Below are 22,019 nucleotides of genomic sequence, written 5' to 3'. Positions count from 1 at the left end.
GGTTGTGCTGTCAGGTGGCCTGTACCCCGGCGGCCTTCGCTGCCTCCGAGTCCGCTACGACAGTAGCTCCGGCCGCATCGACAGTGAGCGCGCCGGTCATGATGGCGACGACCTCGGCCATGGAGTAGTCGGAGGGCTTGATCACGGCGGCGCGCCGGCCGAGGCGGTGGACGTGGATCCGGTCGGCGATCTCGAAGACGTGCGGCATGTTGTGGCTGATCAGGACGACCGGCATGCCCTTGTCTCGGACGCGGCGGATGAGGTCGAGGACCTGTCCGGACTCCTTGACGCCGAGGGCGGCGGTGGGTTCGTCCATGACGACGACGCTGCGGGCCCAGGCGACCGCGCGGGCGACCGCGACGGCCTGCCGCTGTCCGCCGGAGAGGGTCTCGACCGACTGGGTCAGGGAGCGCAGGCCGATTTTCAGGTCGGCCATGTGCTCGGCGGCCTCCTTCCGCATGCGCTTCTTGTCGAGCATGCGGAAGGCGCTGCCGAGGATGCCGGGGCGGCGGAGCTCGCGCCCGAGGAACATGTTCGAGGCGATGTCCATGGAGGCGGCCACGGCGAGGTCCTGATAGACCGTCTCGATGCCGTGGGCACGGGCACTTTGCGGACCGGAGAAGGTGATGGGCTTCCCGTTGAGGCGTATTTCGCCCGCGTCGGGGACCACCGCGCCGGTGAGTGCCTTGATGAGGCTGGTCTTGCCGGCACCGTTGTCGCCGATGACGGCGAGGACCTCGCCGGGCAGCAGGTCGAAGTCGGCGCCGTCGATGGCGGTGACGTGGCCGTAGCGCTTGACCAGACCGCGCGCCTGCAGGACAGGAGTGGGGGAGCCGGTGATGGTCATCGGGCCTTCTTCCGGGAGATCTGGTCGACGGTCACCGCGAGGATCACCAGGACACCGGTGATCAGGGTCTGGTAGATCGACGCGACGCCCATCAGCTGCAGGCCGTTGCGGAAGACGCCGACGATGAGGACGCCGATGAAGGTGCCCAGGACCGAGCCGCGTCCGCCGAAGAGGCTGGTGCCGCCGAGGACCACGGCGGTGATGCTGTCGAGGTTGTCGGTCTGACCGGCCTGGGGGTCGCCGACTCCGGTGCGGGAGATGAGCAGGAGGGCGGCGATGCCGTAGAGCAGGCCGGCCACGGTGTAGACGCCGACGGTCAGTCGGGAGGTGCGGATGCCGTTCAGCCGCGCCGCCTCCGGGCTGTTGCCCAGGGCGTAGACGTGCCGGCCCCAGCTGGTGCTGCTCAGGGCGTAGGCGAGGAGGAGGAACAGGGCGATGGTGACCAGCGAGCCGTAGGTGATGTCGGTCTTGCCGAGCGGGAAGGTCTGCCCGAGGGCCGTCAGCGGGCCGGGCAGGTTGGTGACCGTCTGCTCCTCGGAGTAGATGTGGGTCAGCGCGAACGCCACGTTGAGCATGCCGAGAGTGACGATGAACGGCGGCAGCGGGATCTTCTGCACCAACGCCCCGTTGAGCAGGCCGAAGCCGCCGCAGACGACGAGGCCCAGCGCGATCGCGGCGAGTGGCGGGAGGGTGCCCTCGGCGGCCATCTTGGCGATCATGATGCTGCCGAACGCCATCACGGCTCCGCACGACAGGTCGATGCCCGCGGTGAGGATGATCAGCGTCTGGCCGATGGCCAGCGTGCCGACGACCATGACCTGCTGCACGATCAGCGAGAAGTTCCCGCCGGTGAGGAACTGGTCGGTCGAGACGGAGAAGAAGACACAGGCCAGGAGGAGGGCGGCCAGTGGGCCGGTGGTCGGCTGCGTGAGCAGTCTGCGGAGCGTGGTCGGTGCTTTGAGCTCCGCGTACGGTGTGGACGTGGAGGGTGGCGTGGAGGGTGGCGTGGACGTGGCAGTCATGGAGGTCCTTGTCGGAAGACAGAAGTCCTTGTCGGCCTTTGCCGGCCTTGCCGGCTCCTGCCGGCCTTTGTCGGACGGCAAGAGGACGAGGGGGCGGCCGTCCCCGGTCGGGGAGGAGGGGCCGGCCGCCCCGCTGAGGGATTTCGAACGGCGGCAGCTGCGGGGGTTTTGAGCGGCGGCAGCTCAGCAGATCGGGCGAAGTCCGCTGCGGTTCGGCCGCGCCCTGAAGGGGCGCGGGGAACTGCGCGACCAGCCACGACGGCGCCGCAGACGATCGACGGCGTGTCTCGGTACTTCCAGCGGAGCGCTTAGCGGGGTGTCGAGCGACGGCAGCCGGGGGTCGGCGGCTCAGCCCCAGCAGTTCTCCAGGCCGTAGGCGGTGTCCTTGGACGTGACCCCGTCCTGCGCCTTGTCGGTGATGAGGGTGACGCCGGTGTCGGTGTAGCCGGACGCCTTCTTGCCGTCCTTGGCGTACGTCGCGACGGCCTTGACGCCCTCGGCGGCCATCTTCAGCGGGTACTGCTGCGAAGTCGCGGCGATCGTGCCGTCCTTGACGGCCTGGGTGCCGGTGCAGCCGCCGTCCACGGAGACGATCAGCACGTCCTTCTCCCGGCCCTTGGCCTTCAGCGCGGTGTACGCGCCCAGCGCGGCCGGTTCGTTGATGGTGTAGACGACGTTGATGTCGGGCGACTTCTGCAGGCAGTTCTCCATCGCGGTCTGGCCCTTGGCCTGGTCGCCGCCGGTGTCCTGGGAGCAGACGATGGAGGGGTCGCCCTCCTTGATACCGAAGCCCTTCAGGAAGCCGTTGTGCCGCTGGACGCCGACGGAGACGCCCGGCGCGAGGTCGAGGGTGGCTATCTTGGCCGGCTTGCCCTTCATGGCGGCCTTGGCGTACTCGCCGATCAGCTCGCCCGCCTTGAGGTTGTCGGTGGCGAAGAGGGCGTCGACCGCGCTCTCCGGCTCGGTCGGGGTGTCCAGGGCGATGACCAGAACGCCCTTGGCCTTGGCCTTCTCGATCGCCGGCACGATCGCCTTGGAGTCGCTCGGAGTGATCAGGATGCCCTTCACCCCGGCGGCGACCATGTTCTCGATGGCGGTGACCTGACCGGCGTTGTCCCCGTCGAACTTGCCCGCCGCGGTGGACAGTTCGACACCGTTCTCCTTGGCGGCCTTCTCCGCGCCCTCCTTCATCTTCACGAAGAAAGGGTTGGTGTCGGTCTTGGTGATCAGACCGACCTTGACGCTGCCCGATCCGGCGCCGGCCGTGCCCGATCCGGATCCGGATCCACAGGCGGTCAGGGTGAGGGCTGCGACGCCCGTGCAGGCAGCGACTCTGAGCAAGGAGGAGGGCAGACGAGAGATGCGTGACATGAACGACTCCTGCGGGATTGCGGGCGAGCGGCCGGCATCGAGGCATGCCGTCCCAAGGTGTCATCGTTGACTTATGTCATCGTTGACACTTCTTGGCGAGGATGATGGACTCCGCCTCCAGGCAACGTCAATGCCTTGCACCCGTCACAAATCGGCAACGCCCGGGCGGTCGCCAGCCCGAAGCCGCTCAGTGACTGCCCGCGAAGTGTCCGTTCTGCCGGCGCGTTCCAAGAGAAGAGCAGCCCATGACCCCGCCTCGGATCACCGTCCTGGGAGAGTGCGTCGCCGACGCGTTCACCGAACCCGCAAGCGCCCGGAACGAACTCGCCCTGCGGGTCCTGCCGGGCGGCGGACCCGCCAACACAGCGGTGTCCCTCGCCCGGCTGGGGACCCCCGCCCGCTTCCTCGCCCGACTGTCCGGCGACGTGTTCGGCCGCCTCTTCCGGGCCCACCTGGAGGCATCCGGCGTGGACCTGTCGTACGCCGTCGAGGCCGCCGAGCCCAGCACGCTGGCCGTGGCCGAGCTGGACACCCAGGGCCAGGCCACGTTCTCCTTCCACGCGCAGGCCACCGCCGACTGGCAGTGGACGAGCGCGGAACTGACCGGGGTGGACCTGGCCGACACCGCCTGCGTGCACACCGGGTCCCTGGCCCTGGTCAAGGAACCCGGGGCGGCGGTGGTGGAGGACTTCCTGGCAGCGGCCGCCTCCCGGGCCACCATCAGCATCGACCCCAACGTCCGCCCGCTCCTGGTGGACCCCGAGGTCTACCGCGCCCGGCTGGCGCACTGGTGCGGCCTCGCGGACGTACTGCGGCTGAGTGAGGACGACCTGGATCTCCTCCTGCCCGGAACGCCCCCCGAGCAGGCGTGCGACACCTGGCATGCGGCAGGGGCGCGGCTCGTCGTGATCACGCTCGGAGCTGACGGGGCCCTGGCCTCACTCGACGGGGAGCGGGTGCGGGTGCCCGCGGTGGCGACACCGGTCGTCGACACAGTCGGTGCGGGTGACTCCTTCACCGCCGGACTGCTGCACCACCTCGGCACCCGTGGACTCCTCGGCGGCAGGCTGACGGACCTGCGTCTCGGCGATGTCGAGGCGGCCTGCCTGTTCGCCGTGAGGGTCGCGGCCCTGACCTGCTCGGTTGCCGGCCCGAACCCGCCATGGCAGGACCAGTTGGCGCAGTTCACGACGGACCAGGCCGTCGTCCGCCACCTCGACTCCACCCACTGACAAGGACAGGAAACCATGACGAAAACCCTGCTCGCCGAGTTCACCGCCCGAGAGGGAGCGGAGGACGAGGTCGCCCGCCTGATCGGGGACTACGCCCTGAAGGTGCGCGCAGAGGAAGGCAACCTGGCCTTCGACGTCTACACCAAGGCGGCCAATCCGCGCGCCTACTGGATCTTCGAGGTCTACCGGGACGAGGACGCCTTCACAGCACACCTGAACGCCCCGTACGGCGCCCCGTTCAACGCCGCCCTCACCCCGCTGATCGAGGAGGACGCCTCCGTACTGACGTTCCTCGACCCGCTGGCCACGCGTCCGTAACGAGCGTCGAACACCGGAGGCGCCCCGGAGCTGGAGCGCGGGGAGACCGAACTGGCGCTCCAACTCCGGGTCGACGGGGCTTGCACCCGTGTCCGCACCACCGGGTCGTGGAGGTGCTGAAGCCACTCCCGTCCGACCGGCCCCCTGCCCCCGGCTCATCACCGCCAGATGGATCTCAGCTGCCACGCCCGCAGTTGGTTGAGGGTTGCGGTGCCGCCTTCGGCGAAGACCTCGACGGACTACCAGCCGATGAGGATACGCAGCTTGACCTTGCCGTTCTTCGCCTTCAGCGGCGCGGTCCGGACGCCGGGGAAGGTGCTGTCGAAGTCCCCGGCGCCGGAGCGGGTGCGGTCGACGTACAACTCCTCCCGGGCGATCAGGGGCTTGGAGGTGCTCTTGACCGTGGCACCGCTCGCGGTCGTCGGGCGCTTCTCACGCAGGGACCCCTGCCGCCTGGCGCGTTCTCCCAGGACACCGCCGCATCGTGGTCCTTGCCGTAGTCGGCCCAGTCCGCGCGCTGTACGACGGACTTGGCGGGCTTCTCAGCGGCGGTGAACGTGTCAGCCAGGATGTGGCCCCAGCCGGCGGTGTTCATGTCGACGACGTGGATCTGCGCCTTCTTTCCGGCGAGATCGCTGACGTCCCAGGAGCCCGGTTGAGCGCCTCGGCGTCCTTGCCGGTGGCGCTGCGGACGACTTGGCCGTCCACGAGGAGCTCGACGGCGGTGGGGGTTGTCGGAGCCGGCCGGGTGACTGCCGCGCCGCCGATGAGGAAGTTGATGGGCGACGCCTGACGCCCTGTGCCGGGCAGACCGCTCACGCATTGCTCACGCACGTGGCTCGCATCCTGAGGCGCAGAACCGCAACCACGTCATAGCGCGTTCTGTCGGGCCGTACGCCGGTGAAGCCGCAGTGTGGCCCGGCCCTGACCTCGATGTGCGCCCACGTCTCCCCATGCTCGTCCGACCGTGACCGGTCAGGTTAAGTCGAGGCGCCCGATGCCGGTCCGGTGCGACCGGCCTAGCGTTCATGACGTCACCCGATCCCACACCAAGCGGCAGGCTCTTCGGCCACCGCTCCGGAACCCATGCGATACGGGCACTCCAGCACCTGTTCACGTTCGCCCGGCCGGACCCGTATGCCCCCTCTGCCCATCCGCAGCGATCAACAGCGATCAATCGAAAGCGAGCTCACATGCGTCAGCTCACCTATTACATCGGCTCCAGCATCGACGGCTTCATCGCATCCCCGGACGGTCGGTTCGACTTCTTCGCCGCCGAGGGTGACCTGGTGGCCGCGATCCTGGCCGAATACCCCGAGACCATACCGACCCACGCGCGCGAGCAACTGGGGGTCACCGACGTGGCGAACAAGAGGTTCGACACGGTCCTGATGGGCCGCGGCACCTACGACCCCGGTCTGGCGATCGGAGTCACCAGCCCCTACTCCCACCTCAAGCAGTACGTGTTCTCCCGCACGCTGATCAGGCCCGACCCCGACGTGGAAGTCCTCTCCGGTGACCCGGTGGAGTTCGTCCGTGAGCTCAAGCAGCGGGAGGGGATGGACATCTGGCTGTGCGGCGGCGCAGCCCTGGCCGGTCAGCTGGTGGGAGAGATCGACGAGCTGATCATCAAACGCTACCCGGTCGTCCTCAGCTCCGGCATCCCGCTGTTCCACGCCCCTTTCGAACCGGCCGAGTTCGCCCTCACCGACTCTCGGGTCTTCAACACCGGTGCGTCGATCACGACCTACGTCAAGCAGTACAAGCAGTAAGGGGGGCACATGTTGATTCGTTCCACGACCGAGGCCGACCTCGATCGCGTCGTCGCCGTGACGGCCGACGAACCCGTCGGCTGGATCCACGGCGACCGTTATCGCGATGAACTCGGCCAGGGAATGTACCGGCCGGAGTGGACCTGGGTCGCCGAGGACGGTGACCGGGTGGTGGCCCGGGCCCTGTGGTGGGGGCAGTCGTCAAGTGAGCACCCGGTCGCCCTGGACTGCCTGTGGGTCGACGCCTCGGTCGCCGACCGCACGGCCGTCGCGGCCGAACTCCTCGCCGCCGGCCTGCGGGCGTTCGCCGAGCAGGGCGCGCGCAAACCGCCGCTGTACAACCTGACGTTGCCGAACGCCTGGCGGGAGGACCCGGCCGTCACCGCTGCCCTGGCCTGGCGGCGTGGGGCGGCGCTGGCGGCAGGTCTCACGGACGAGGTGGAACGGCTGCGCCTGGAGTGGAGTCCCGGCGCCGGGGTGCCGCGCTCCAGCGGCCGGCTCACCTTCGCCGAAGCCACGGACGAGGAGTTCCTGGAGGTCTTCCGGCGCATCGCCCAGGGGAGCCTGGACGGTGAGACCCGCAGGAACCTGGCCGCCAAGGGCGCGGCGGCCACCGCCCGGGACGAGATGGACTTCTACCTGGGCTGCCCCGGCAAGCGCGAGTGGTGGCGGCTCGCCTACACCGCCGACGGAGAGGTCGCGGGTCTCGCGATCCCGTCGGCGACGCCGTACAACCGCAACGTCGGCTACCTGGGAATCGTCCCGGAGTTCCGCGGCCGGGGTTACGTCGACGACGTGCTCGCCGAGATCACCCGGGTGCACGCGGAGGCGGGCGCCGAACTGATCACCGCCACCACGGACACGGGCAATGCGCCGATGGCCGCGGCCTTCGCCCGGGCCGGCTACCGGACCGCCGAGATCCGGATGGTCTGGTCGGCGCCCGCGTCATGAGGTGAGGAGCGAGGCCAGTTCGGTGCGGGAACTGATGCCGAGCTTGGGGAAGGCGCGGTAGAGGTGGTGCCCGACCGTGCGGGGGCTCAGGAAGAGCTGCGTGGCGATCTCGCGATTGGTCGCCCCGGTGGCGGCGAGCCGTACCACCTCGCGCTCCTGCGGGCTCAGCCGGCCGATCCGTCCGCCCGTGGGACCGGCCGGGTCATGGGTCTCGCCCGCGGCCCGCAGTTCCGCACGGGCCCGGCGGGCCCAAGGCTCGGCGCCCAGCTTCTCGAACGTCTCCAGTGCCTCGCGGAGGTGGTCGCGGGCGTCGATGTTGCGGCGCAGTCGGCGTAACCATTCCCCATGGACGAGCTCGGTGCGGGCCCGTTCGAAGTCGCCGCCGTCCGCGTGGAGACGTACGGCCGTCGCGAAGTGGTCCTCGGCCTCGCTGTCCGGGCCGGTCAGGGCCGCGCAGCGGTGGGCCATCGCGGCGACGGACGGCCGGCTCGCGGCAGCCGCCCAGTCCGCGAGTCGGCGCGCGGGCTCCTTCGCCCGCTCCGGATGGCCGGCGCGCACCGCGGCTTCGGCGAGGTCGGGCAGCAGGAACCGGGCGAGCAGTGGATGGCCCGCTTCCTGCTGTGCCGCCTCGAGATGCTCCAGCGCCGCCTGCGCCCGCCCGAGGCCGAGTTCGAGCAGCCCCAGTGCCCACAGGGCATGCGCCGTGCCCCGACCGACGCTGCGCGGGCGGGTGTATTCCAGGGCTTGCTCCGCCAGGGAGCGGGTCTCTTCCTCGCGCCCCCGGACCGCGGCGAGCGTCGCCAGTACGGTGCGCAGATGGGCGGCCCGGTGGGCCAGGTCGTAGTAGTCGGCGAGCCGGAGTCCCTCGGCGGCGTGCGCCTGTGCCTGATCGAACCGGCCGAGCGCCAGTCCGGCTTCCGCGAGCAGGTGCAGTGTGGTGGGCAGCCACCCGCTGATGCCCTGCTCGCGGCAGAGGGCGACCGCCGCGGTGGCGATCTCGTGCGCCTCCGCGTGGTCGGCGACCAGGTGGCAGTAGATCCCGGCCATCAGCTGGTCCATGAGTCCATTGCCGGGCAGCCGGCAGGCCCGTACGAGTTCGCGCAGGGAGTCCAGGGCGCCGGGCACCTCGCCGCCCAGCAGGAGGGCGGGCACGGCCAGCACCGGCAGGTCCGGACCGCGGGCGGCGATCTCGCCCATCAGGGCGGCGTTCCCCGAGGAGAAGGCCGCGTGGACCGCGTCGGTCAGGAGGGAGGGGAGCTTGTCGGGGCGACTGGGCGCGATGAGGTCCGCGCATTCGCCCAGGATGCGACCGGCGGTTGCCGGGCTGCCGCAGCCGAGCTCGACGACGGCTCGTACGCGGGCGAAGTCCGCCGCCATCCCGGGATCCCGAAGGGGAAGCGGCACTTGGTCGGCCAGGGCGCCGCAGCGCTCGTCCTGGCCGGCTTCGCCGGCCTTCTGGGCCGCGCTGATCAGGAGCCGCGCCCGCCGCTTCGGGTCCTCGGTGAGCTGGGCGGCCCGCTCGTAGGCGGCGGACGCGGACGCCATCGCCTGGCGGCTGCCGGCCCACTCGGCGACGTGCTCCAGTTCGTCGGCGACCCGTTCGTCCGGGCCCGTCGCCGCGGCGGCCAGGTGCCAGGCGCGCCGGTGCGCGTGCCGGTCGGCGTCCAGCGTCGCCGCCAGTGCTTCATGGGCGGCGACGCGCCGGGCGAGCGGGGACCCCTGGTAGGCCGCATACCGGACGAGCGGGTGCCTGAAGCGCAACACCTTCCCGGACACGGAGACGAGCCCGGCGCGTTCGGCGGGCTCCAGGTCCTCGATCGCGGCGCCGCACCGGCGGGCCGCGCTCAGCACCAAGGGCAGATCCCCGGTGTCGTCCGCTGCGGACACCACGAGCATGGTCCGGGTGGCTTCGGGAAGCCGGCTGATCTGCCCCGCGAGGGCGTCCTGCAACCGGCCCCGCAGTGGGGACGGCGCCTCGGGCAGCGCCAGCGGGCTCAACTGCCCGGCCCGCTGGGCCGGGGTGAGCGCGGTCGGGAGCTCGATGAGGGCGAGCGGGTTGCCCTGTGCCTGGTCGATGATCCATTCCGCGACGTGCGGCGCGAGGCCCGGGATCAGCGCCGCTGCCGCCTCCCGGTCGATCCCTTCGACGTGGAGCAGGGGAAGGCCCTTCGCCACGCTGCCATGGGCCCCGTCGCGCGCGGCGAAGAGCATCACGGTGCCCTCGGCGCGCAGCCTGCGGGCGACGAAGGTGAGTACGTCCACGGACGGCCGGTCGAGCCACTGCACGTCGTCGACCAGGCAGAGAAGCGGGGCCTCGGCGCCGACCTCCGACAGCATCGACAGCACGGCGAGACCGACGGTGAAGCGATCATGCACCGAGTCGTCGGTGAGTCCGAAGATCGCTCGCATGGCTGCGGCCTGCGGTGCCGGCAGCCGGTCGAGCACGTCAAGGACGGGCAGGAACAGCTGGTGCAGCCCGCCGAAGGCGAGCTCCATCTCGGACTCGATGCCTTCGACACGCAGCACGCGCATGCCCTCCGCCCGCTGGGCGGCATGGTCGAGCAGCGTGGTCTTGCCGATCCCGGCCTCGCCGTGAAGCAGCAGGCTGCTGCTGACTCCCTGCCGGCAATCGGTGAGCATCCGCTCTATTTGCCGCTGTTCCGCACTTCGCCCCAGCAACGCCCGCCCCCGCCGTCGAGTCCGACCACGCCCCCTCGACGCCATTAGTAGCAGGTCAGAGTCCACCACGGTTCACCAGCGAGATCATCACCGAGAACACTTCCGAGCAGGCCTGTCACTAACCTCTGTGTTACTAACTTCAATGTTAGTATCTGTGTTGATGCTGGGCACCCGATGGAAGGTGGCGACGTGGCCGATTTCGTGGGCAGGCGGCACGAACTCGAGACGCTGGATCGCGAGCTGGGCAAGGTGACGGCCGGGGTCGGTGGGGAGCGGCCCGGGCGGTGCGTGATGCTTCGAGGGCGCCGACGGGTGGGTAAGTCGCGGCTGGTGGAGCGGTTCGCCGAGAGGTCCGGTGCGCCGTTCATCTTCTATGCCGCCACAGGGGCGTCGCCGGGGGCGGACCTGGAGCGGCTCGGCCAGGATGCGCAGTCGTCGAGCCTTCCGCTGGCGAATCTGCTGTCCGCGGCCCGCCCGGCGAGTTGGGATGCCGCCTTCGACGTACTGGCGGCGGCACTGCCGCACGACCGGGCGAGCGTGGTGGTCATGGACGAGGTGCCCTACTTGATGGATGCGGAGGGCGCCTTCGAGGGCACGCTTCAGCGGGCCTGGGACCGAGTGCTGGAGAGGAAGCCGGTTCTGCTGGTTCTCATCGGTTCCGACCTGTCGATGATGGAGGCGCTGAACAGCTATGGACGCCCGTTCCACCAGCGCGGACGGGAGATGGTGCTGGGGCCGCTCAACCCGGCGGAGGTGGGCGAGATGCTGGGCCTCGATCCCGCCTCGGCCTTCGACGCGGCCTTGATCACCGGTGGACTGCCGCTGATCTGTGCGGAGTGGACGCACGGCGCCGGGATGTGGGAGTTCCTTCAGGCGGCGCTCAGCGATCCGGTCTCGGCCTTGCTGGTGTCGGCGGAGCGCTCGCTCGCCGCGGAGTTCCCCCAGCAGGTCCAAGCACGCACCGTCCTTTCGGCGATCGGCAGCGGTGAGCGGACGTTCTCCAACATTGCCCGTGCCGCCGGCGGGATCGGGGCGACCCCGCTGCAGCGGTCGTTGGGAATCCTGGCGGACAAGCGGGTGATCGCGGCGGAGCTTCCCGTGTCCACGCGGCCTTCGAAGGATCGTCGCTACCGGGTTGCGGATCCCTACCTCCGCTTCTGGCTGAAGCTCCTGGGACCGGCGATGGAGGAGATCGAGCGAGGCCGGGGTGACCTGACGCTGCGGCGCATCCGCGAAAACTGGACCAGTTGGCGTGGCAGGGCCATTGAACCTCTGGTGCGCGAGGCGCTGGCGCGACTGCTGCCCGACGCGAACCTCCCGGCCGCCCCCGCCATCGGCGGTTACTGGACCCGTACCAACGATGTGGAGATCGACGTCGTGGGAGCGGACCGCGCGCCGATCGCCAAGGAGCTGTTGTTCGTCGGCTCGGTGAAGTGGCTGGAGAACTCCCCGTTCGACCGGCACGATCTCGCGGCGCTGCACCGACACCGCGCCGCGCTCACGCCTGCTCCCGTGCCTGTGATCGCTGTGTCGCGCAGCGGGACCGACTGTGCAGGCCTCGACGCTGCGTACGGCCCGGCGGAACTCCTCGCGGCGTGGTCCTCCTGAGCGCGCCGGGTACATGCGGGACCGGAGCCACAGGTCTGCCGGTCGGACTCCGGCTGGCGAAGAGACTTTCCTGCTTCTGCCGGGGATCAACTGCACGTATCAGCAGCGGATGCCAGTCCGTCGGGCCCTCCCGTGGAGAGGTCTGCGGCCAGGTGCTTGCGAAGCCCCCGGTAGCGGAACGCCATGTTCGTTAGTTGCTCGACAGCGTCGTCCAACACCCGGTGGGCGTACGGCCAACTGCCTTCCCACTGGTCTCGAAGTGCGGCATCGACCCAGGACTGGAGCGGCGAAGTGGTGTGCACTGCTCATCGTGACGGTTGGAGCCCGGCCCGGAAGTTGTGGTCACCGATGCGGCGACGGCTTCGAACTCGCCGCGCGCAGTATGGGGTTCGGCCGATGCCACGTCTGGAGGACCCCGCTCAGGAAGCCGACTCGTCGAGGTCGAGGCGGATCACGGCGAGTGCCTCGGCGATCTCGACGGTCATCTCGTCGTCGGGGCCGAACACCATGCACATGTCCTGGTGGAGTGGTTCGAGGACCTGGCGCGCCTCGGCGGCCCGGCCCTGCGCGAGCAGCAGCATCCCGATGTTGTGCCGTAGCTCCACGGCTTCCTCGCTCACGTCGCTGTCGACGGCCCGCACGACGTTCAGCACGCCCTGGAGCGCGGCGAGCGCGTCGGTGACCTGGCCGAGTTCGGCGCGGCACCGGGCCGCCTGGGCGCGGCAGGCGCGGGCCTGCTCGCCGGTGGGCCCGGCGATACGGGCGTACGCGTCGGCGAGGGCGTCGAACTCGGGCAGGGCGGCCCGGTAGTCGCCGCCGAGGAGGCGGATCGCCGCTCGCTGGCGGCGCAGCGCCAGGACCTGCTTGCTCTCGGAGCCGAGGGCGAGGGCCGCGGGTTCGATGACCTCGCCGAGCACCTCGGCGGCCTGCGCGAACCGCTCCTCCTCCAGCAGGGCGTCGGAATGGGCGTACGCCTCCTTGATGTCCTCGCGCAGCCGGGCGGGGACGGGCACCGGCTGGGCCCCCGGGAGGACGGCTGTCGGCGTCGGACCACCGGGCGCCGGGGCCTGGGGGCGGGCGCGGGGCGCGAACGGGTGCCGGAACACGCCCGTCGGGTCGGGCGCGCCGGCCGGCCCGGCATCCGCCGTGCCGGGCTCCTGGCCTGGCGGCGGGAGGAACGGCAGCAGCCGTGCGTACACCTCCTGCGTGTCGGCGGGCCGCGCCTCGGGCGCCTTGCGCAGCAGGTGCAGGACCAACTCCTCCAGCGCCTCGGGGACGTCGGGCCGCAGCCGGCGCAGCGGGGTGGGGGCGGCGTTGACGTGCTGGTACATCAGCAGGTACTCGCTCTCCGCCTCGAACACGAGGCGCCCGCTGAGGAGTTCGTGCAGCACACAGCCGAGAGCGTAGAGATCGGTCTGCGGGGTGATGCGTCCGCCCCGGACCTGCTCGGGCGACATGTACTGGTGGGTGCCGATGGGGCTGCCGGTCGCGGTCAGCTTGGTGACGTCGGTCCGCAGCATCGCCGCGATACCGAAGTCGAGGACCTTCACGGTGCCGTCGCGGGCGACGAGGATGTTGCCCGGCTTGAGGTCCCGGTGGATCACCGGCACGTCGTGCGCGTACGACAGCACGGTCGCGACCTGCGCGGCGACGGCGGCCGCCCAGCTGACCGGCAGCGGCCGGCCGGGGTCGAGGTAGGCGGACAGCGGTACGCCGTCGACGAGCTCCATCACCAGGAACAGCCGCTCGTACGACGCGTCGAGCACCGCGTCGTACACCTGCGGCACACCGGGATGCTGGATACGCGCGGTGATGCGGGCCTCGCGACGGAAGCGCTTGGCGAACTCCTCGGCCAGCTGCGGGGAGGTGACCGACGCCTGCCGGATGAGCTTCACGGCGACGGGCCGGTCGAGCACGGCGTCGTAGCCGCGCCACACGTCGCCCATGCCGCCGTGGCTGAGCTCCTCCAGGAGTTCGTAACGGTCGGAGATCGCCTCCTGCGGCACCTTGCCCCCGGTGTGCGTGTTGGACAGTCACGGTCAGGGGTCAAGTGTGGCCGCTGCGTCGAGATGGCGTCCAGCGGTCGCGGTGCGACAGGGGAAGGGCATGGGCGGTGCCATGGGCATGGGCGCGGTGGCGGGCGACGGGGAGGAGCGCGAGCGGGTATCGGTGACCTCGATCCGTACGGTCGAGGAAGCCGGGATCACCGTCCTCTCCTGGCGCTCTCTCGGCTCATACCCCATCACTCTGAGCCACCGCCCGCATCCACCTCTTCCTGGCCGAAGCGCTCACCTCGGAACCGCGGCAACTCACCCTGAGCGAGGGGACTTCAAGCTGATGTGGTGGCCTATGCGCGACGCGATCCAGACCGCGATCGACGGACGCTTCCTGCTTCAAGGCGGCCCCCTCGCACTGCTGCTCGCCCAAGAGGCCATCTCCCTGCGAGGAGAGCGATGAACAGACTTCGGCGCCGCCAGGGAGTTGCGGCCCTGGCGGCGGATCCGATCGTCTGCCGCGACTAGTGGTGACGCTCCGTCGCGTTCGGTTGTACGCGCTGGAGCGGAAGGTGTACGAGGCACGCCGAGTGACCGGTCGAGGCGCGCGCCGCGTGAGCGGTTCGGGGCAGGGCACGTCGCTCAAATGTCGGCGTCAGGGTGAGCGCAACGTTCGTCGTGCCGCGCTGACGAGGTTCTGGGCGTCAGCGCCGTACACGGCGGACTCCCGGAGCGTCTTCCAGGTCCGCAGGTACGTTTCCACGCTGGCTGCGTCGTCGATCCACAACTCCGCGTGCCAGTTCTCGACGACCACCTGACGGTCGTCGTAGATCCAGAATGCGGTGGCCGGGGGAATCTTGAGCGAGGCGGACAGCGGGATGATCCCCAGCTCGACCGTGTCCAGACCGATGGCTCCTGAGAGGCGGTCGAGCTGGGCCGCAAGCACCGACGGTGGACAGATCAAGGCGTGAAGGGCGGCTTCCCACAGGAGGAGGCGGAAGTGTTTCGAGGAGTCGTACAGCGCTTCTTGCCGCTTCATGCGGGACCGGACTGCTTCCTCGGTGTCCCGTGGCGACCGTTGTAGCTCCGCATATCTTGTGAAGATCGACCGTGCGTAGTCCGGAGTCTGGAGAATTCCGAAGATCATGGAGGACTCCCAGCCGCGGAACACCGAGGCGTCGGCATGAGCGCTCAGGTGGGTGTCCTGGACCGCCTTGTGCCCCGAGGCCAGCTGACGTCGCCATGACCTGATGTGGGACTCGAAGCCCCTCAGGCGTGCGACCAGCTCGTCGTACGCCTCCGGCTGACCGGTTGCCTCCGCCCAGTTGCGCAGGTCATCGGGCGTCGGAGTCTGCCTGCCGTTCTCCAGCCTGCTGACCTTGGACTTGTTCCACCCGTACTGCTCGGCGAGCTCGGCACCGGTGAGCCGGCCTCCAGGGGCGGAAAGTCGGAGTTCACGCAGCCGTACCCCGAGTGCTTGCCGTGCCTGCTGGTAGTCCGTGCTCACCGATACGCACCTGCCTCAGTCCTCCTTCGCGGTCAGCTGTGCCGCGAACTCCTCGTACGGGCCGGCATGATGCAGCGCCGCGTCGCGCACCATGGCGTACCGCAGCACCGCAGCAGGCTGCGTGATCAACTCGACGCCGACCAGGTTGTCGGCGTCATCGAACTTGAGCAGCGCGACCAGCCGGGAGTCGAAAATCCAGAAATCCTCGGAGGGCAAGCCAAGGCGGTCGGCATCTTCTCGCCACAGATTGAGGATCCTCTCTCCGACAGCACTGTTACGGCGTGCGTTGTCGAGCAGATAGAGCTGGCCGACCGTGGGTGGGTTGTCGACGATCCGGACACGCTCGAACCGCTTGCCGAGAGCCACCTGCTCGCGGCGCTCCGCGCACCATTCCGCGTCGACTCCCTCCCAGTTGACGGACTCGCCCCGCATGAACTGGGCGTAGGCGCTGGTGAGCTCGTCCGACGCGTAGCGGCGGCGCGTCTCCAGGCGCCACGCCGTGTGCTCGAACTGTGTGAAGAGCCGGTCGAACTCGTCCAGCCCGATCACGGTGGCCACGTGGACGGCCTCCTTCGGTCCGTAGTCGACCAACAGCTCGCGAGGCACCACGATGGGCACCTCGCTCTCGTTGAGGTGCCGGAGCTGGGCGATGTCGTCGGGGTCCGTGAGCGCCGGGCCGTGCACGATGAGCTCGCCTGTGTCGAGATCTTCGTGAAGGGACGGGCATCCGTTGACGCCGCTGCCCGTGCCGTTGAAACGCAGCCGACGTGGCATGATCACGTCCTTCTCTCGGGGACTGATCTTCCAAGCCTCCAATAGACCAACGCCTCGTGTCCGAGCTTTGGTTGGCCTGAATCAGCAACCTTACGCAACTTCGCCCAGCGGACGAGCAACTCCGCGCAACTTCTCTGGCACCTGACAAGCCCCGCTCCCTACCGTCGCGTTCATGGCTGGAGCACACCTACGCCCGGTCCAGCCCGGTCACACGTAGCCCTCGCTGGAACGGGATCCGCAAGACGCTCGCGCCGCGCTCCCAGCCCGAACAGGCTGACGGGCGGGACGGGCTCGAACCTGCACGGCACGACCTGTCTCCGAAGGAGTAGTCCATGACCGTCACGCTCGACCGACCCATGAGCACCCGCACACGGGACCCGAAGAAACTCTTCAACGCCGTCCAGCCCCACGTCAAACACCTGACGATCAACGTGCTGGACAGCGGCATGACACTCTGGGACCGCGAGGTCGCCCTGCTGCTGCGCGATCACACGATGGTCCGCGACATGGCCGAGCGCATCCTCGGCGACGCCGTCATGTACACCATCGGCTGCATGGAGCACCCCGAGGTCCACCTGGGCGTCGGCAAGCTCGTCGACATCGGCGTTCACCAGCTCATCCTCGACACGCCCGTGTGGTGGGCCCTCTGCGACGCGTACAACGAGGGCCACTACAAGCACCACGCCCCCTTCATCGAGCGCCGCCGCGACGGCCTGTGCCTGCGCACTGCGGACTTCCTGAAGTCCATCGGCTTCGACGTCGACGAGGAGCTGTGGGCGATCGACGGCACGGACTGCTCGCCGTGCGACAACAAGGTCCCCGACAGCCACTGAATGGCCCCTACGCTGGTCCCTGTCCTCGGCCCCAGGAGGACAGGGACCGACCCTTGCGAAGAGGAATCCCCTTGCCCGCACAACACGACATCGCCGCCGAGACGGAGCTGTGGGACACCTACGCCGCTTCCGCCTTCAAGGACGACGCGGAGCCGAGCTTCTGCTGGACCCAGTACGCCGGTCACGGACCCGGACCAGAGCTACTGGGTAACCCGCGTTCCGCCCTGGAGATCGGCTGCGGCACCGGCCGCGCCCTCGCCTACCTCGCTGAACGCGGCATCACCGCTCGGGGCGTTGACCTGTCTCCCGTCATGGTCAGGAAGACCACCACGAAGTGGGCCGGGACCGGTGCAGAGTTCGTGTGCTCCGAGGTCCTGGAGTATCTGAGCGAGCACGAGGAGGTGTACGACGCGATCTACTCGATCTTCGGAGCCGTCTGGTTCACCGACCCGGGCCGTCTCCTCCCGCTCGTCCGACAGAGGCTCAAGCCCGGTGGCGTCATTGTCTTCTCCCAGCCTCCGGCCATCCCCGGCGCGTACGGGCCGCAGGGCATGTACAAGGGAGGCTTCGCCGGAAAGGCGATGTTCACCTACCGCTACAGCTACCGCCCGGCGGTATGGGAGCGCCTGCTCTCTCGGGCTGGGTTCCGCACAGCCGACGCCCGGATACTCGATGCCCCGCATCCCGGGCACATCGGAACGCTCCTCGTACGAGCAGTCGCACCGTGACCCTGGGCGGTGCATCGCGGTCTCATCCGGGAGTGAGGCGGGCAGCCGAGCGCCACGCGTGCGAGAAGGATGACGACCGGATACGGACCTGAGGTCAAGGAGCAGCGGCGGATGTGGGTCAGTGGCGCCCAGGGACGAACCCTCCGGGCGCCACCGGCCGCAAGGTGGAATACCTCTACGTCGTCACTCCCTGTCCGCAGCCATAATGCCGACGCATTCTTCGAGCGCGGCGTGCAACGGCGTTACGAAGGCGGCGAGCTCGGCGTCCGGCGCCTTTCCCACCTCCAGTACTGCGCCGACGACCGTCACCAGGACAGCGGCGGCCTTCAGCGCGTGCACGTCTGCCAGCTCCTCAAGACGGCCGCCGGGGTGCGTGACCGCCAGGGCCTCCTTGCCGGTGTCCGGGTCGAGGCCGAGACTGCGCAGACGCGGCGTACTCGTGCTCATGCGGCGACCTCCCACGGAACCGGAACGTAGTCCTGGCCCAGCGTCGCCAGGACCGCCGCCCGGCGCCGCTCGCGCTGAAGGCGGCGCCGGGCATGTTCGTCCCGCTCGCGTTCCCACTCGACGACGTACGGCCGGACCAGGGGCATGCCGTCGACGGTGATCACGTCGGCCGAGTGTGGGCACGTGATCACGGGTGGGGGTTCCGGAGCGGGCGGACAGGGGGTGAGGGGCAGTGGTGGTGGGGGTGCTGCGGAGCGGTGGGTGCCGCGGGCGGGCAGGAAGAGGGTCAGAATCGCGGCCAGTAGGCTGCGCATAGGTCGACTCCCAATCAGTCGGCTCAGCCCCGGCATGGAAGCTCTCACCCTTCCGGCCGGGGCGTTTCTTTGGGCCATGGTGTCGCCTTGTATCGCTTCGTCGCGAGACGTATCTCAAAGAGCGTGCATCAGTCCGCTTGCCTAGCGTCAAGTCCATGAACCCTGATGCTGAGATCGACCATGGCGCGCCGCTGACCCCGTACCGGCAACTGGCCGAGATCCTGCGTGGGCAGATTCAGCGCGGTGACTGGCGGCCCGGGCGGATGCTGCCGAGTGAGGCCCAGCTTGTGCAGCGATACGGGATCGCGCGTACGACCGTACGGCGAGGGCTCGGACTGCTGGCCGAAGAAGGCTGGGTGTACGCCGTACCCCAGCGAGGGTGGTTCGTGGCCGACCACCTGCCGCCCTCCCCCGAAACCCCCGCCCCCTCCGCATAGCCAAGCTCGGTCGCGTTCAGTTGCCCGGTGTGCCGTTCGTCGACCACTCGTTGGCGAAGTAACTCCGTCTGCTTGATGACCAGGTCGATGGCCCGCCTTCTCCCGGTCCGGCGGGTAGGTGCTGCGACTCGTGGTGGTACCAGGCCGCCGCCGTGGCGTACGCGGACGAGCACCTCGGCCGCCTGGCCGGAGGGCTCACCCGCGACAGGACGCCCCCACGAACTGAGTCGGCGGGGGCGGATCCGATGCAGTGTTGCTACTTCACATCCTCCCTCGCAGGTACTGGTAGACCAACTTCTCGGCGATCTTCTGGACCGCTGCCTTGCCACCCTTCGACGCTGGCTGTTCTGCCGAACCCGCCAACGCGAGCACGAAGGCGAGGTGCTTCTTGTCCTCACTGCTCAGCTCGGTCTCGTACACCTCGACCAGGCACATGCACATGTCGACCTGGAGCTTGAGTGCCATGGCGACATCAGTGACACCGTCGCCCAGGACTGTGACCGCCGTCCCGATCCCCGGAATCGCGCCCGGGGCTGCGGTGACCGCCCCAGCGGCTGCCGAAAGTTTGGAGTACCGGCCAATGATCTTGGCCGCGATCCGGCGCTTGTCTTCCAGGCTCTCGGGCTCCCTGAGGGCTCGTCACCTCCAGACGGACCTCAGCTGCCACGCCCGCAACTGGTCGAGGGTCGCGGTGCCGCCTACGGCGAAGACCTCGACGCCGGTGCTGGAGGGGTCGGGGAAGATCTGGTCGGTGATCACCGCTTCGCCGTTGCCGCTGAAGACCTCGACGGACGACCAGTCGACGAGGATGCGCAGCTTGACCTTGCCGTTCTTGGCCTTCAGGGGTGCGGTCTGGACGCCGGGGAAGGTGCTGTTGAAGTCCACGGCGCCGGAGCGGGTGCGGTCGACGTACAGCTCCTGGGTCGTGGTGTCGTAGCCGATGACGGTCTCCTCGCCGCCCGCGCCGGTGCGGACCTTCAGGCCGAAGCGGTCGGCGTCCTTGAGGGAGAAGGTCGCCTCGATGTCCAGGGCCTTGTTCCCGGCCGCGGGGCCGATCAGAGGCTTGGAGGTGTTCTTGACGGTGACGTCGGACGCCGTCGCCGGGCGCTGCCGCCGGAGGGACTCCAGGCTGCCCACCGGCTTGCTGGTCAGCCGGATCCGGCCGTCGATCGTGCGCAGTGCCATTTCCCGGGGAACGCTCTGGGCGCCGCGCCAGGGAGAGGTGGGGACGGAGCCGGCGTAGTCCCAGTTGTTCATCCAGCCGATCATGTACCGCTTGCCGCCCGGGGCGTTCTCCCAGGACACCGCCGCGTAGTAGTCCTGCAGGGGGGACCCTGTGGGAGAGTAGGACACCGCCGAACAAATATTGCGAAAGGCCCACACCATTTGGTGTGGGCCTTTTTGTGTTTTGTCCTTAGAGCTCGTGTTACGAGCTCTAAGGGCTTGCCGGGAAACAAGTCGTGGCTTCCGGTTGTGGGACTCGTTGTTCTGGTATGGGGAGGCCGGAGGGGATCGAGGCGGTCCTGGCTGCGAAGTTCCAGGTGTTGTTGCCGCATCTGGACGAGCGTCAGCGTCGGCTGGCCATAGGGGCGGAAGCGTTGTCGCTGGGGCATGGTGGGATCAGGCTCGTCGCTGCCGCGGCCGGGGTTCGGGAGGGCGCGGTCTCGCGCGGAGCGGCTGAACTGGAGTCTGGTCAGGCTCTGTTGGGGCGGGTCCGTCGTCCTGGTGGGGGCCGGAAGAAGGCTGTGGACCTTGATCCAGGGCTGCGGCCGGCCCTGCTTGCGCTGGTCTGGCCCGACGAGCGGGGTGACCCGATGTCGCCGCTGCGATGGACGACAAAGTCGACCCGGAAGCCGGCAGCGGAGCTGACCCGGCAGGGCCACCGGGTCTCCGCCGACACGGTCGCCGGCCTGCTGCGGGAGGAAGGCTTCAGTCTGCAGGCCAACGCCAAGACCATCGAGGGTGCTCAGCACCCCGACAGGGACGCCCAGTTCCGCTACCTCAATGAGCAGGCACGAGACCACAGGGACGCCGGTGACTCAGTGATCAGCGTGGACAGCAAGAAGAAGGAGCTGATCGGCGACTACAAGAACGCCGGACACGAATGGCGGCCCGCAGGGCAGCCCGCGAGGGTCAAGACGCACGACTTCCCCGGCCAGGCCGAGAAAGCGATTCCCTACGGAATCTATGACATAGCGGCGAACACCGGCTGGGTCAGCATCGGCACCGATCACGACACCGCGGCGTTCGCGGTCGCCTCGATCCGGCGCTGGTGGCAGGCCCGCGGCCGACACGACTGCCCCCACGCCCGCCGACTGCTGATCACCGCCGACGGCGGGGGTTCCATCGGCTACCGCACCCGCGGCTGGAAGACCCAGCTCGCCGACCTCGCTGCCGAGACCGGCCTTGAGATCACGGTGTGTCACCTTCCGCCCGGCACCTCGAAGTGGAACAAGATCGAGCACCGGCTGTTCTCCCACATCACCATGAACTGGCGCGGCAGACCCCTGACCAGCCATGAAGTCATGCTCCAAACCATCGCCGCGACCACCAGCCGCACCGGCCTCACCGTCCGTGCCGAACTCGACAGCGGTGAGTACCCCACCGGCATCCGCGTCAGCGACGACGACATCGCCGCCCTGCCCATCACTCGCCATCGCTTCCATGGCGACTGGAACTACACCCTCCACCCCCAGCGTCCGATGGACGCGGCGACCGCCGGCAGCACACCGGACGAGGTCCTGGCGGACAGACCGACTCACCTCACGCGGCGTTCGCTCCAGGATCCGGAACGCACCGGGATGACCCGCCGGCAGCTCAGCGAGCTCATCGACTCGTTGACTCCAGCGATGGAGGCTCAACGCGAGCAAGCGCTCCGCACACGTCGAGGCCACGAGCGCCTGGTCGCCCCTGGCGCAGGTGCCAAAGCCAAGCTCACCTCAGCCGACCGAGTCCTGGTCACCGTGCTCCACCTGCGAAAACTCGCGACCATGGACCTCCTGGGCCAGCTGTTCCACACCACCGCCATGACCATCAGCCGCGCAGCCAAAGACGTCCGCCCGCTCCTTCAAGCCCATGGCGTTCATCTCCCCACCTCAACAGCCCGTTTCCGCACCCGGGAAGACGTCGCCAGGTTCCTCGACCCCGACAAAACCAAGATCAAACCGACGTGTTGATTCCCGGCA

The 22,019-nt window shown here is 69.2% G+C and carries 22 protein-coding genes and 1 pseudogene; 10 read left to right on the top strand and 13 right to left on the bottom strand.

What is annotated here, in order from left to right:
* Window positions 1–10: 10 nt before the first annotated feature.
* From CES90_RS28025 to CES90_RS28015, 3 genes are all read right to left on the bottom strand, one after another.
* Entirely contained in the window at window positions 11–847 is an 837-nt protein-coding gene (locus CES90_RS28025) for an ATP-binding cassette domain-containing protein (protein ID WP_189786626.1), read from the bottom strand.
* Window positions 844–1,869 carry an ABC transporter permease gene (locus CES90_RS28020; RefSeq protein WP_189786627.1) on the bottom strand — a complete coding sequence of 342 codons (1,026 nt, stop codon included), beginning with the start codon at window positions 1,867–1,869 and terminating at the stop codon, window positions 844–846. The genes CES90_RS28025 and CES90_RS28020 overlap by 4 nt, the downstream gene beginning before the upstream one ends.
* Before the next feature lie 348 nt (window positions 1,870–2,217).
* Window positions 2,218–3,240 (bottom strand): sugar ABC transporter substrate-binding protein, encoded by a 1,023-nt coding sequence (locus CES90_RS28015; protein ID WP_189786628.1) that lies wholly within the window; start codon window positions 3,238–3,240, stop codon window positions 2,218–2,220.
* Window positions 3,241–3,485: 245 nt separating this feature from the next.
* Here CES90_RS28015 and CES90_RS28010 point away from each other — a divergent pair, with 245 nt between their 5' ends.
* On the top strand, window positions 3,486–4,472 hold the full coding sequence (locus CES90_RS28010) for a carbohydrate kinase family protein (RefSeq protein ID WP_189786629.1): 987 nt from the start codon (window positions 3,486–3,488) through the stop codon (window positions 4,470–4,472).
* Window positions 4,473–4,487: 15 nt separating this feature from the next.
* Entirely contained in the window at window positions 4,488–4,790 is a 303-nt protein-coding gene (locus tag CES90_RS28005) for a putative quinol monooxygenase (protein ID WP_189786630.1), read from the top strand.
* A gap of 239 nt (window positions 4,791–5,029) precedes the next feature.
* Here the strand turns inward: CES90_RS28005 and CES90_RS51655 are convergent, their stop codons facing one another.
* Both CES90_RS51655 and CES90_RS51650 read right to left on the bottom strand, forming a co-directional pair.
* Window positions 5,030–5,152, bottom strand: a complete 123-nt coding sequence (locus tag CES90_RS51655) for a GH32 C-terminal domain-containing protein (protein WP_308437913.1) — start codon at window positions 5,150–5,152, stop codon at window positions 5,030–5,032.
* Between the two features lie 229 nt (window positions 5,153–5,381).
* The gene (locus CES90_RS51650) at window positions 5,382–5,624 is read right to left on the bottom strand and encodes a hypothetical protein (RefSeq protein ID WP_308437914.1); all 243 of its coding nucleotides are present in this window, start codon (window positions 5,622–5,624) and stop codon (window positions 5,382–5,384) included.
* Window positions 5,625–5,983: 359 nt separating this feature from the next.
* Here CES90_RS51650 and CES90_RS27995 point away from each other — a divergent pair, with 359 nt between their 5' ends.
* Complete coding sequence (locus tag CES90_RS27995) at window positions 5,984–6,562, top strand: dihydrofolate reductase family protein (RefSeq protein ID WP_189786631.1); 579 nt, start codon at window positions 5,984–5,986, stop codon at window positions 6,560–6,562.
* Window positions 6,563–6,571: 9 nt separating this feature from the next.
* A complete protein-coding gene (locus CES90_RS27990) occupies window positions 6,572–7,513 on the top strand; it encodes a GNAT family N-acetyltransferase (RefSeq protein ID WP_189786632.1) in 942 nt (313 codons plus the stop codon).
* On the opposite strand, the gene CES90_RS27985 is transcribed toward CES90_RS27990, so the two are convergent.
* On the bottom strand, window positions 7,508–10,237 hold the full coding sequence (locus tag CES90_RS27985; RefSeq protein ID WP_268257050.1) for an ATP-binding protein: 2,730 nt from the start codon (window positions 10,235–10,237) through the stop codon (window positions 7,508–7,510). The two genes, CES90_RS27990 and CES90_RS27985, sit on opposite strands and share 6 nt — an antisense overlap.
* Before the next feature lie 144 nt (window positions 10,238–10,381).
* On the opposite strand from CES90_RS27985, the gene CES90_RS27980 reads away from it, so the two are divergent.
* The gene (locus CES90_RS27980) at window positions 10,382–11,800 is read left to right on the top strand and encodes an ATP-binding protein (RefSeq protein WP_189786634.1); all 1,419 of its coding nucleotides are present in this window, start codon (window positions 10,382–10,384) and stop codon (window positions 11,798–11,800) included.
* 419 nt (window positions 11,801–12,219) lie between these two features.
* Here the strand turns inward: CES90_RS27980 and CES90_RS27975 are convergent, their stop codons facing one another.
* Window positions 12,220–13,806 carry a serine/threonine-protein kinase gene (locus CES90_RS27975; RefSeq protein WP_189786635.1) on the bottom strand — a complete coding sequence of 529 codons (1,587 nt, stop codon included), beginning with the start codon at window positions 13,804–13,806 and terminating at the stop codon, window positions 12,220–12,222.
* 82 nt (window positions 13,807–13,888) lie between these two features.
* Between CES90_RS27975 and CES90_RS27970 the strand changes: the two genes are divergently transcribed.
* The gene (locus CES90_RS27970) at window positions 13,889–14,257 is read left to right on the top strand and encodes a hypothetical protein (protein WP_229914251.1); all 369 of its coding nucleotides are present in this window, start codon (window positions 13,889–13,891) and stop codon (window positions 14,255–14,257) included.
* Between the two features lie 192 nt (window positions 14,258–14,449).
* On the opposite strand, the gene CES90_RS27965 is transcribed toward CES90_RS27970, so the two are convergent.
* Window positions 14,450–15,301: a helix-turn-helix domain-containing protein gene (locus CES90_RS27965; protein ID WP_189786636.1), complete on the bottom strand. Its 852-nt coding sequence runs from the start codon at window positions 15,299–15,301 to the stop codon at window positions 14,450–14,452.
* Between the two features lie 15 nt (window positions 15,302–15,316).
* Window positions 15,317–16,075, bottom strand: a complete 759-nt coding sequence (locus CES90_RS27960) for a DUF6879 family protein (protein ID WP_189786637.1) — start codon at window positions 16,073–16,075, stop codon at window positions 15,317–15,319.
* Between the two features lie 332 nt (window positions 16,076–16,407).
* Here CES90_RS27960 and CES90_RS27955 point away from each other — a divergent pair, with 332 nt between their 5' ends.
* A complete protein-coding gene (locus CES90_RS27955; RefSeq protein ID WP_189786638.1) occupies window positions 16,408–16,908 on the top strand; it encodes a hypothetical protein in 501 nt (166 codons plus the stop codon).
* Between the two features lie 71 nt (window positions 16,909–16,979).
* Window positions 16,980–17,636, top strand: a complete 657-nt coding sequence (locus tag CES90_RS27950) for a class I SAM-dependent methyltransferase (protein ID WP_189786639.1) — start codon at window positions 16,980–16,982, stop codon at window positions 17,634–17,636.
* A gap of 183 nt (window positions 17,637–17,819) precedes the next feature.
* On the opposite strand, the gene CES90_RS27945 is transcribed toward CES90_RS27950, so the two are convergent.
* Window positions 17,820–18,083, bottom strand: coding sequence for a hypothetical protein (locus CES90_RS27945; RefSeq protein ID WP_189786640.1), 264 nt, complete (start codon window positions 18,081–18,083; stop codon window positions 17,820–17,822).
* Window positions 18,080–18,397: a hypothetical protein gene (locus tag CES90_RS27940; RefSeq protein WP_189786641.1), complete on the bottom strand. Its 318-nt coding sequence runs from the start codon at window positions 18,395–18,397 to the stop codon at window positions 18,080–18,082. The genes CES90_RS27945 and CES90_RS27940 overlap by 4 nt, the downstream gene beginning before the upstream one ends.
* Window positions 18,398–18,552: 155 nt before the next feature.
* Here CES90_RS27940 and CES90_RS27935 point away from each other — a divergent pair, with 155 nt between their 5' ends.
* Window positions 18,553–18,834 carry a GntR family transcriptional regulator gene (locus CES90_RS27935; RefSeq protein ID WP_189786642.1) on the top strand — a complete coding sequence of 94 codons (282 nt, stop codon included), beginning with the start codon at window positions 18,553–18,555 and terminating at the stop codon, window positions 18,832–18,834.
* Between the two features lie 261 nt (window positions 18,835–19,095).
* On the opposite strand, the gene CES90_RS49950 is transcribed toward CES90_RS27935, so the two are convergent.
* Both CES90_RS49950 and CES90_RS27925 read right to left on the bottom strand, forming a co-directional pair.
* A complete protein-coding gene (locus CES90_RS49950) occupies window positions 19,096–19,299 on the bottom strand; it encodes a hypothetical protein (protein ID WP_229914252.1) in 204 nt (67 codons plus the stop codon).
* A gap of 174 nt (window positions 19,300–19,473) precedes the next feature.
* Window positions 19,474–20,157: pseudogene (locus tag CES90_RS27925) on the bottom strand (glycoside hydrolase family 32 protein); the annotation flags it as partial.
* 170 nt (window positions 20,158–20,327) lie between these two features.
* Here CES90_RS27925 and CES90_RS27920 point away from each other — a divergent pair.
* Entirely contained in the window at window positions 20,328–22,010 is a 1,683-nt protein-coding gene (locus CES90_RS27920; protein ID WP_229914286.1) for an ISAzo13 family transposase, read from the top strand.
* Window positions 22,011–22,019: the final 9 nt, after the last annotated feature.

It is taken from the genome of Streptomyces capitiformicae (genome assembly GCF_002214185.1).
GTDB lineage: Bacteria > Actinomycetota > Actinomycetes > Streptomycetales > Streptomycetaceae > Streptomyces > Streptomyces capitiformicae.
This window is presented reverse-complemented; position numbering and strand designations above follow the sequence as displayed.

What these genes read in the sequence shown, in the direction of transcription:
- CES90_RS28025 (WP_189786626.1), bottom strand. Translation starts at nt 847, where the DNA reads ATGACCATCACCGGCTCCCCCACTCCTGTCCTGCAGGCGCGCGGTCTG.
- CES90_RS28020 (WP_189786627.1), bottom strand. Translation starts at nt 1,869, where the DNA reads ATGACTGCCACGTCCACGCCACCCTCCACGCCACCCTCCACGTCCACA.
- CES90_RS28015 (WP_189786628.1), bottom strand. Translation starts at nt 3,240, where the DNA reads ATGTCACGCATCTCTCGTCTGCCCTCCTCCTTGCTCAGAGTCGCTGCC.
- CES90_RS28010 (WP_189786629.1), top strand. Translation starts at nt 3,486, where the DNA reads ATGACCCCGCCTCGGATCACCGTCCTGGGAGAGTGCGTCGCCGACGCG.
- CES90_RS28005 (WP_189786630.1), top strand. Translation starts at nt 4,488, where the DNA reads ATGACGAAAACCCTGCTCGCCGAGTTCACCGCCCGAGAGGGAGCGGAG.
- CES90_RS27995 (WP_189786631.1), top strand. Translation starts at nt 5,984, where the DNA reads ATGCGTCAGCTCACCTATTACATCGGCTCCAGCATCGACGGCTTCATC.
- CES90_RS27990 (WP_189786632.1), top strand. Translation starts at nt 6,572, where the DNA reads ATGTTGATTCGTTCCACGACCGAGGCCGACCTCGATCGCGTCGTCGCC.
- CES90_RS27985 (WP_268257050.1), bottom strand. Translation starts at nt 10,237, where the DNA reads ATGGCGTCGAGGGGGCGTGGTCGGACTCGACGGCGGGGGCGGGCGTTG.
- CES90_RS27960 (WP_189786637.1), bottom strand. Translation starts at nt 16,075, where the DNA reads ATGCCACGTCGGCTGCGTTTCAACGGCACGGGCAGCGGCGTCAACGGA.
- CES90_RS27955 (WP_189786638.1), top strand. Translation starts at nt 16,408, where the DNA reads ATGACCGTCACGCTCGACCGACCCATGAGCACCCGCACACGGGACCCG.
- CES90_RS27945 (WP_189786640.1), bottom strand. Translation starts at nt 18,083, where the DNA reads ATGAGCACGAGTACGCCGCGTCTGCGCAGTCTCGGCCTCGACCCGGAC.
- CES90_RS27940 (WP_189786641.1), bottom strand. Translation starts at nt 18,397, where the DNA reads ATGCGCAGCCTACTGGCCGCGATTCTGACCCTCTTCCTGCCCGCCCGC.
- CES90_RS27935 (WP_189786642.1), top strand. Translation starts at nt 18,553, where the DNA reads ATGAACCCTGATGCTGAGATCGACCATGGCGCGCCGCTGACCCCGTAC.
- CES90_RS49950 (WP_229914252.1), bottom strand. Translation starts at nt 19,299, where the DNA reads ATGGCACTCAAGCTCCAGGTCGACATGTGCATGTGCCTGGTCGAGGTG.
- CES90_RS27920 (WP_229914286.1), top strand. Translation starts at nt 20,328, where the DNA reads ATGGGGAGGCCGGAGGGGATCGAGGCGGTCCTGGCTGCGAAGTTCCAG.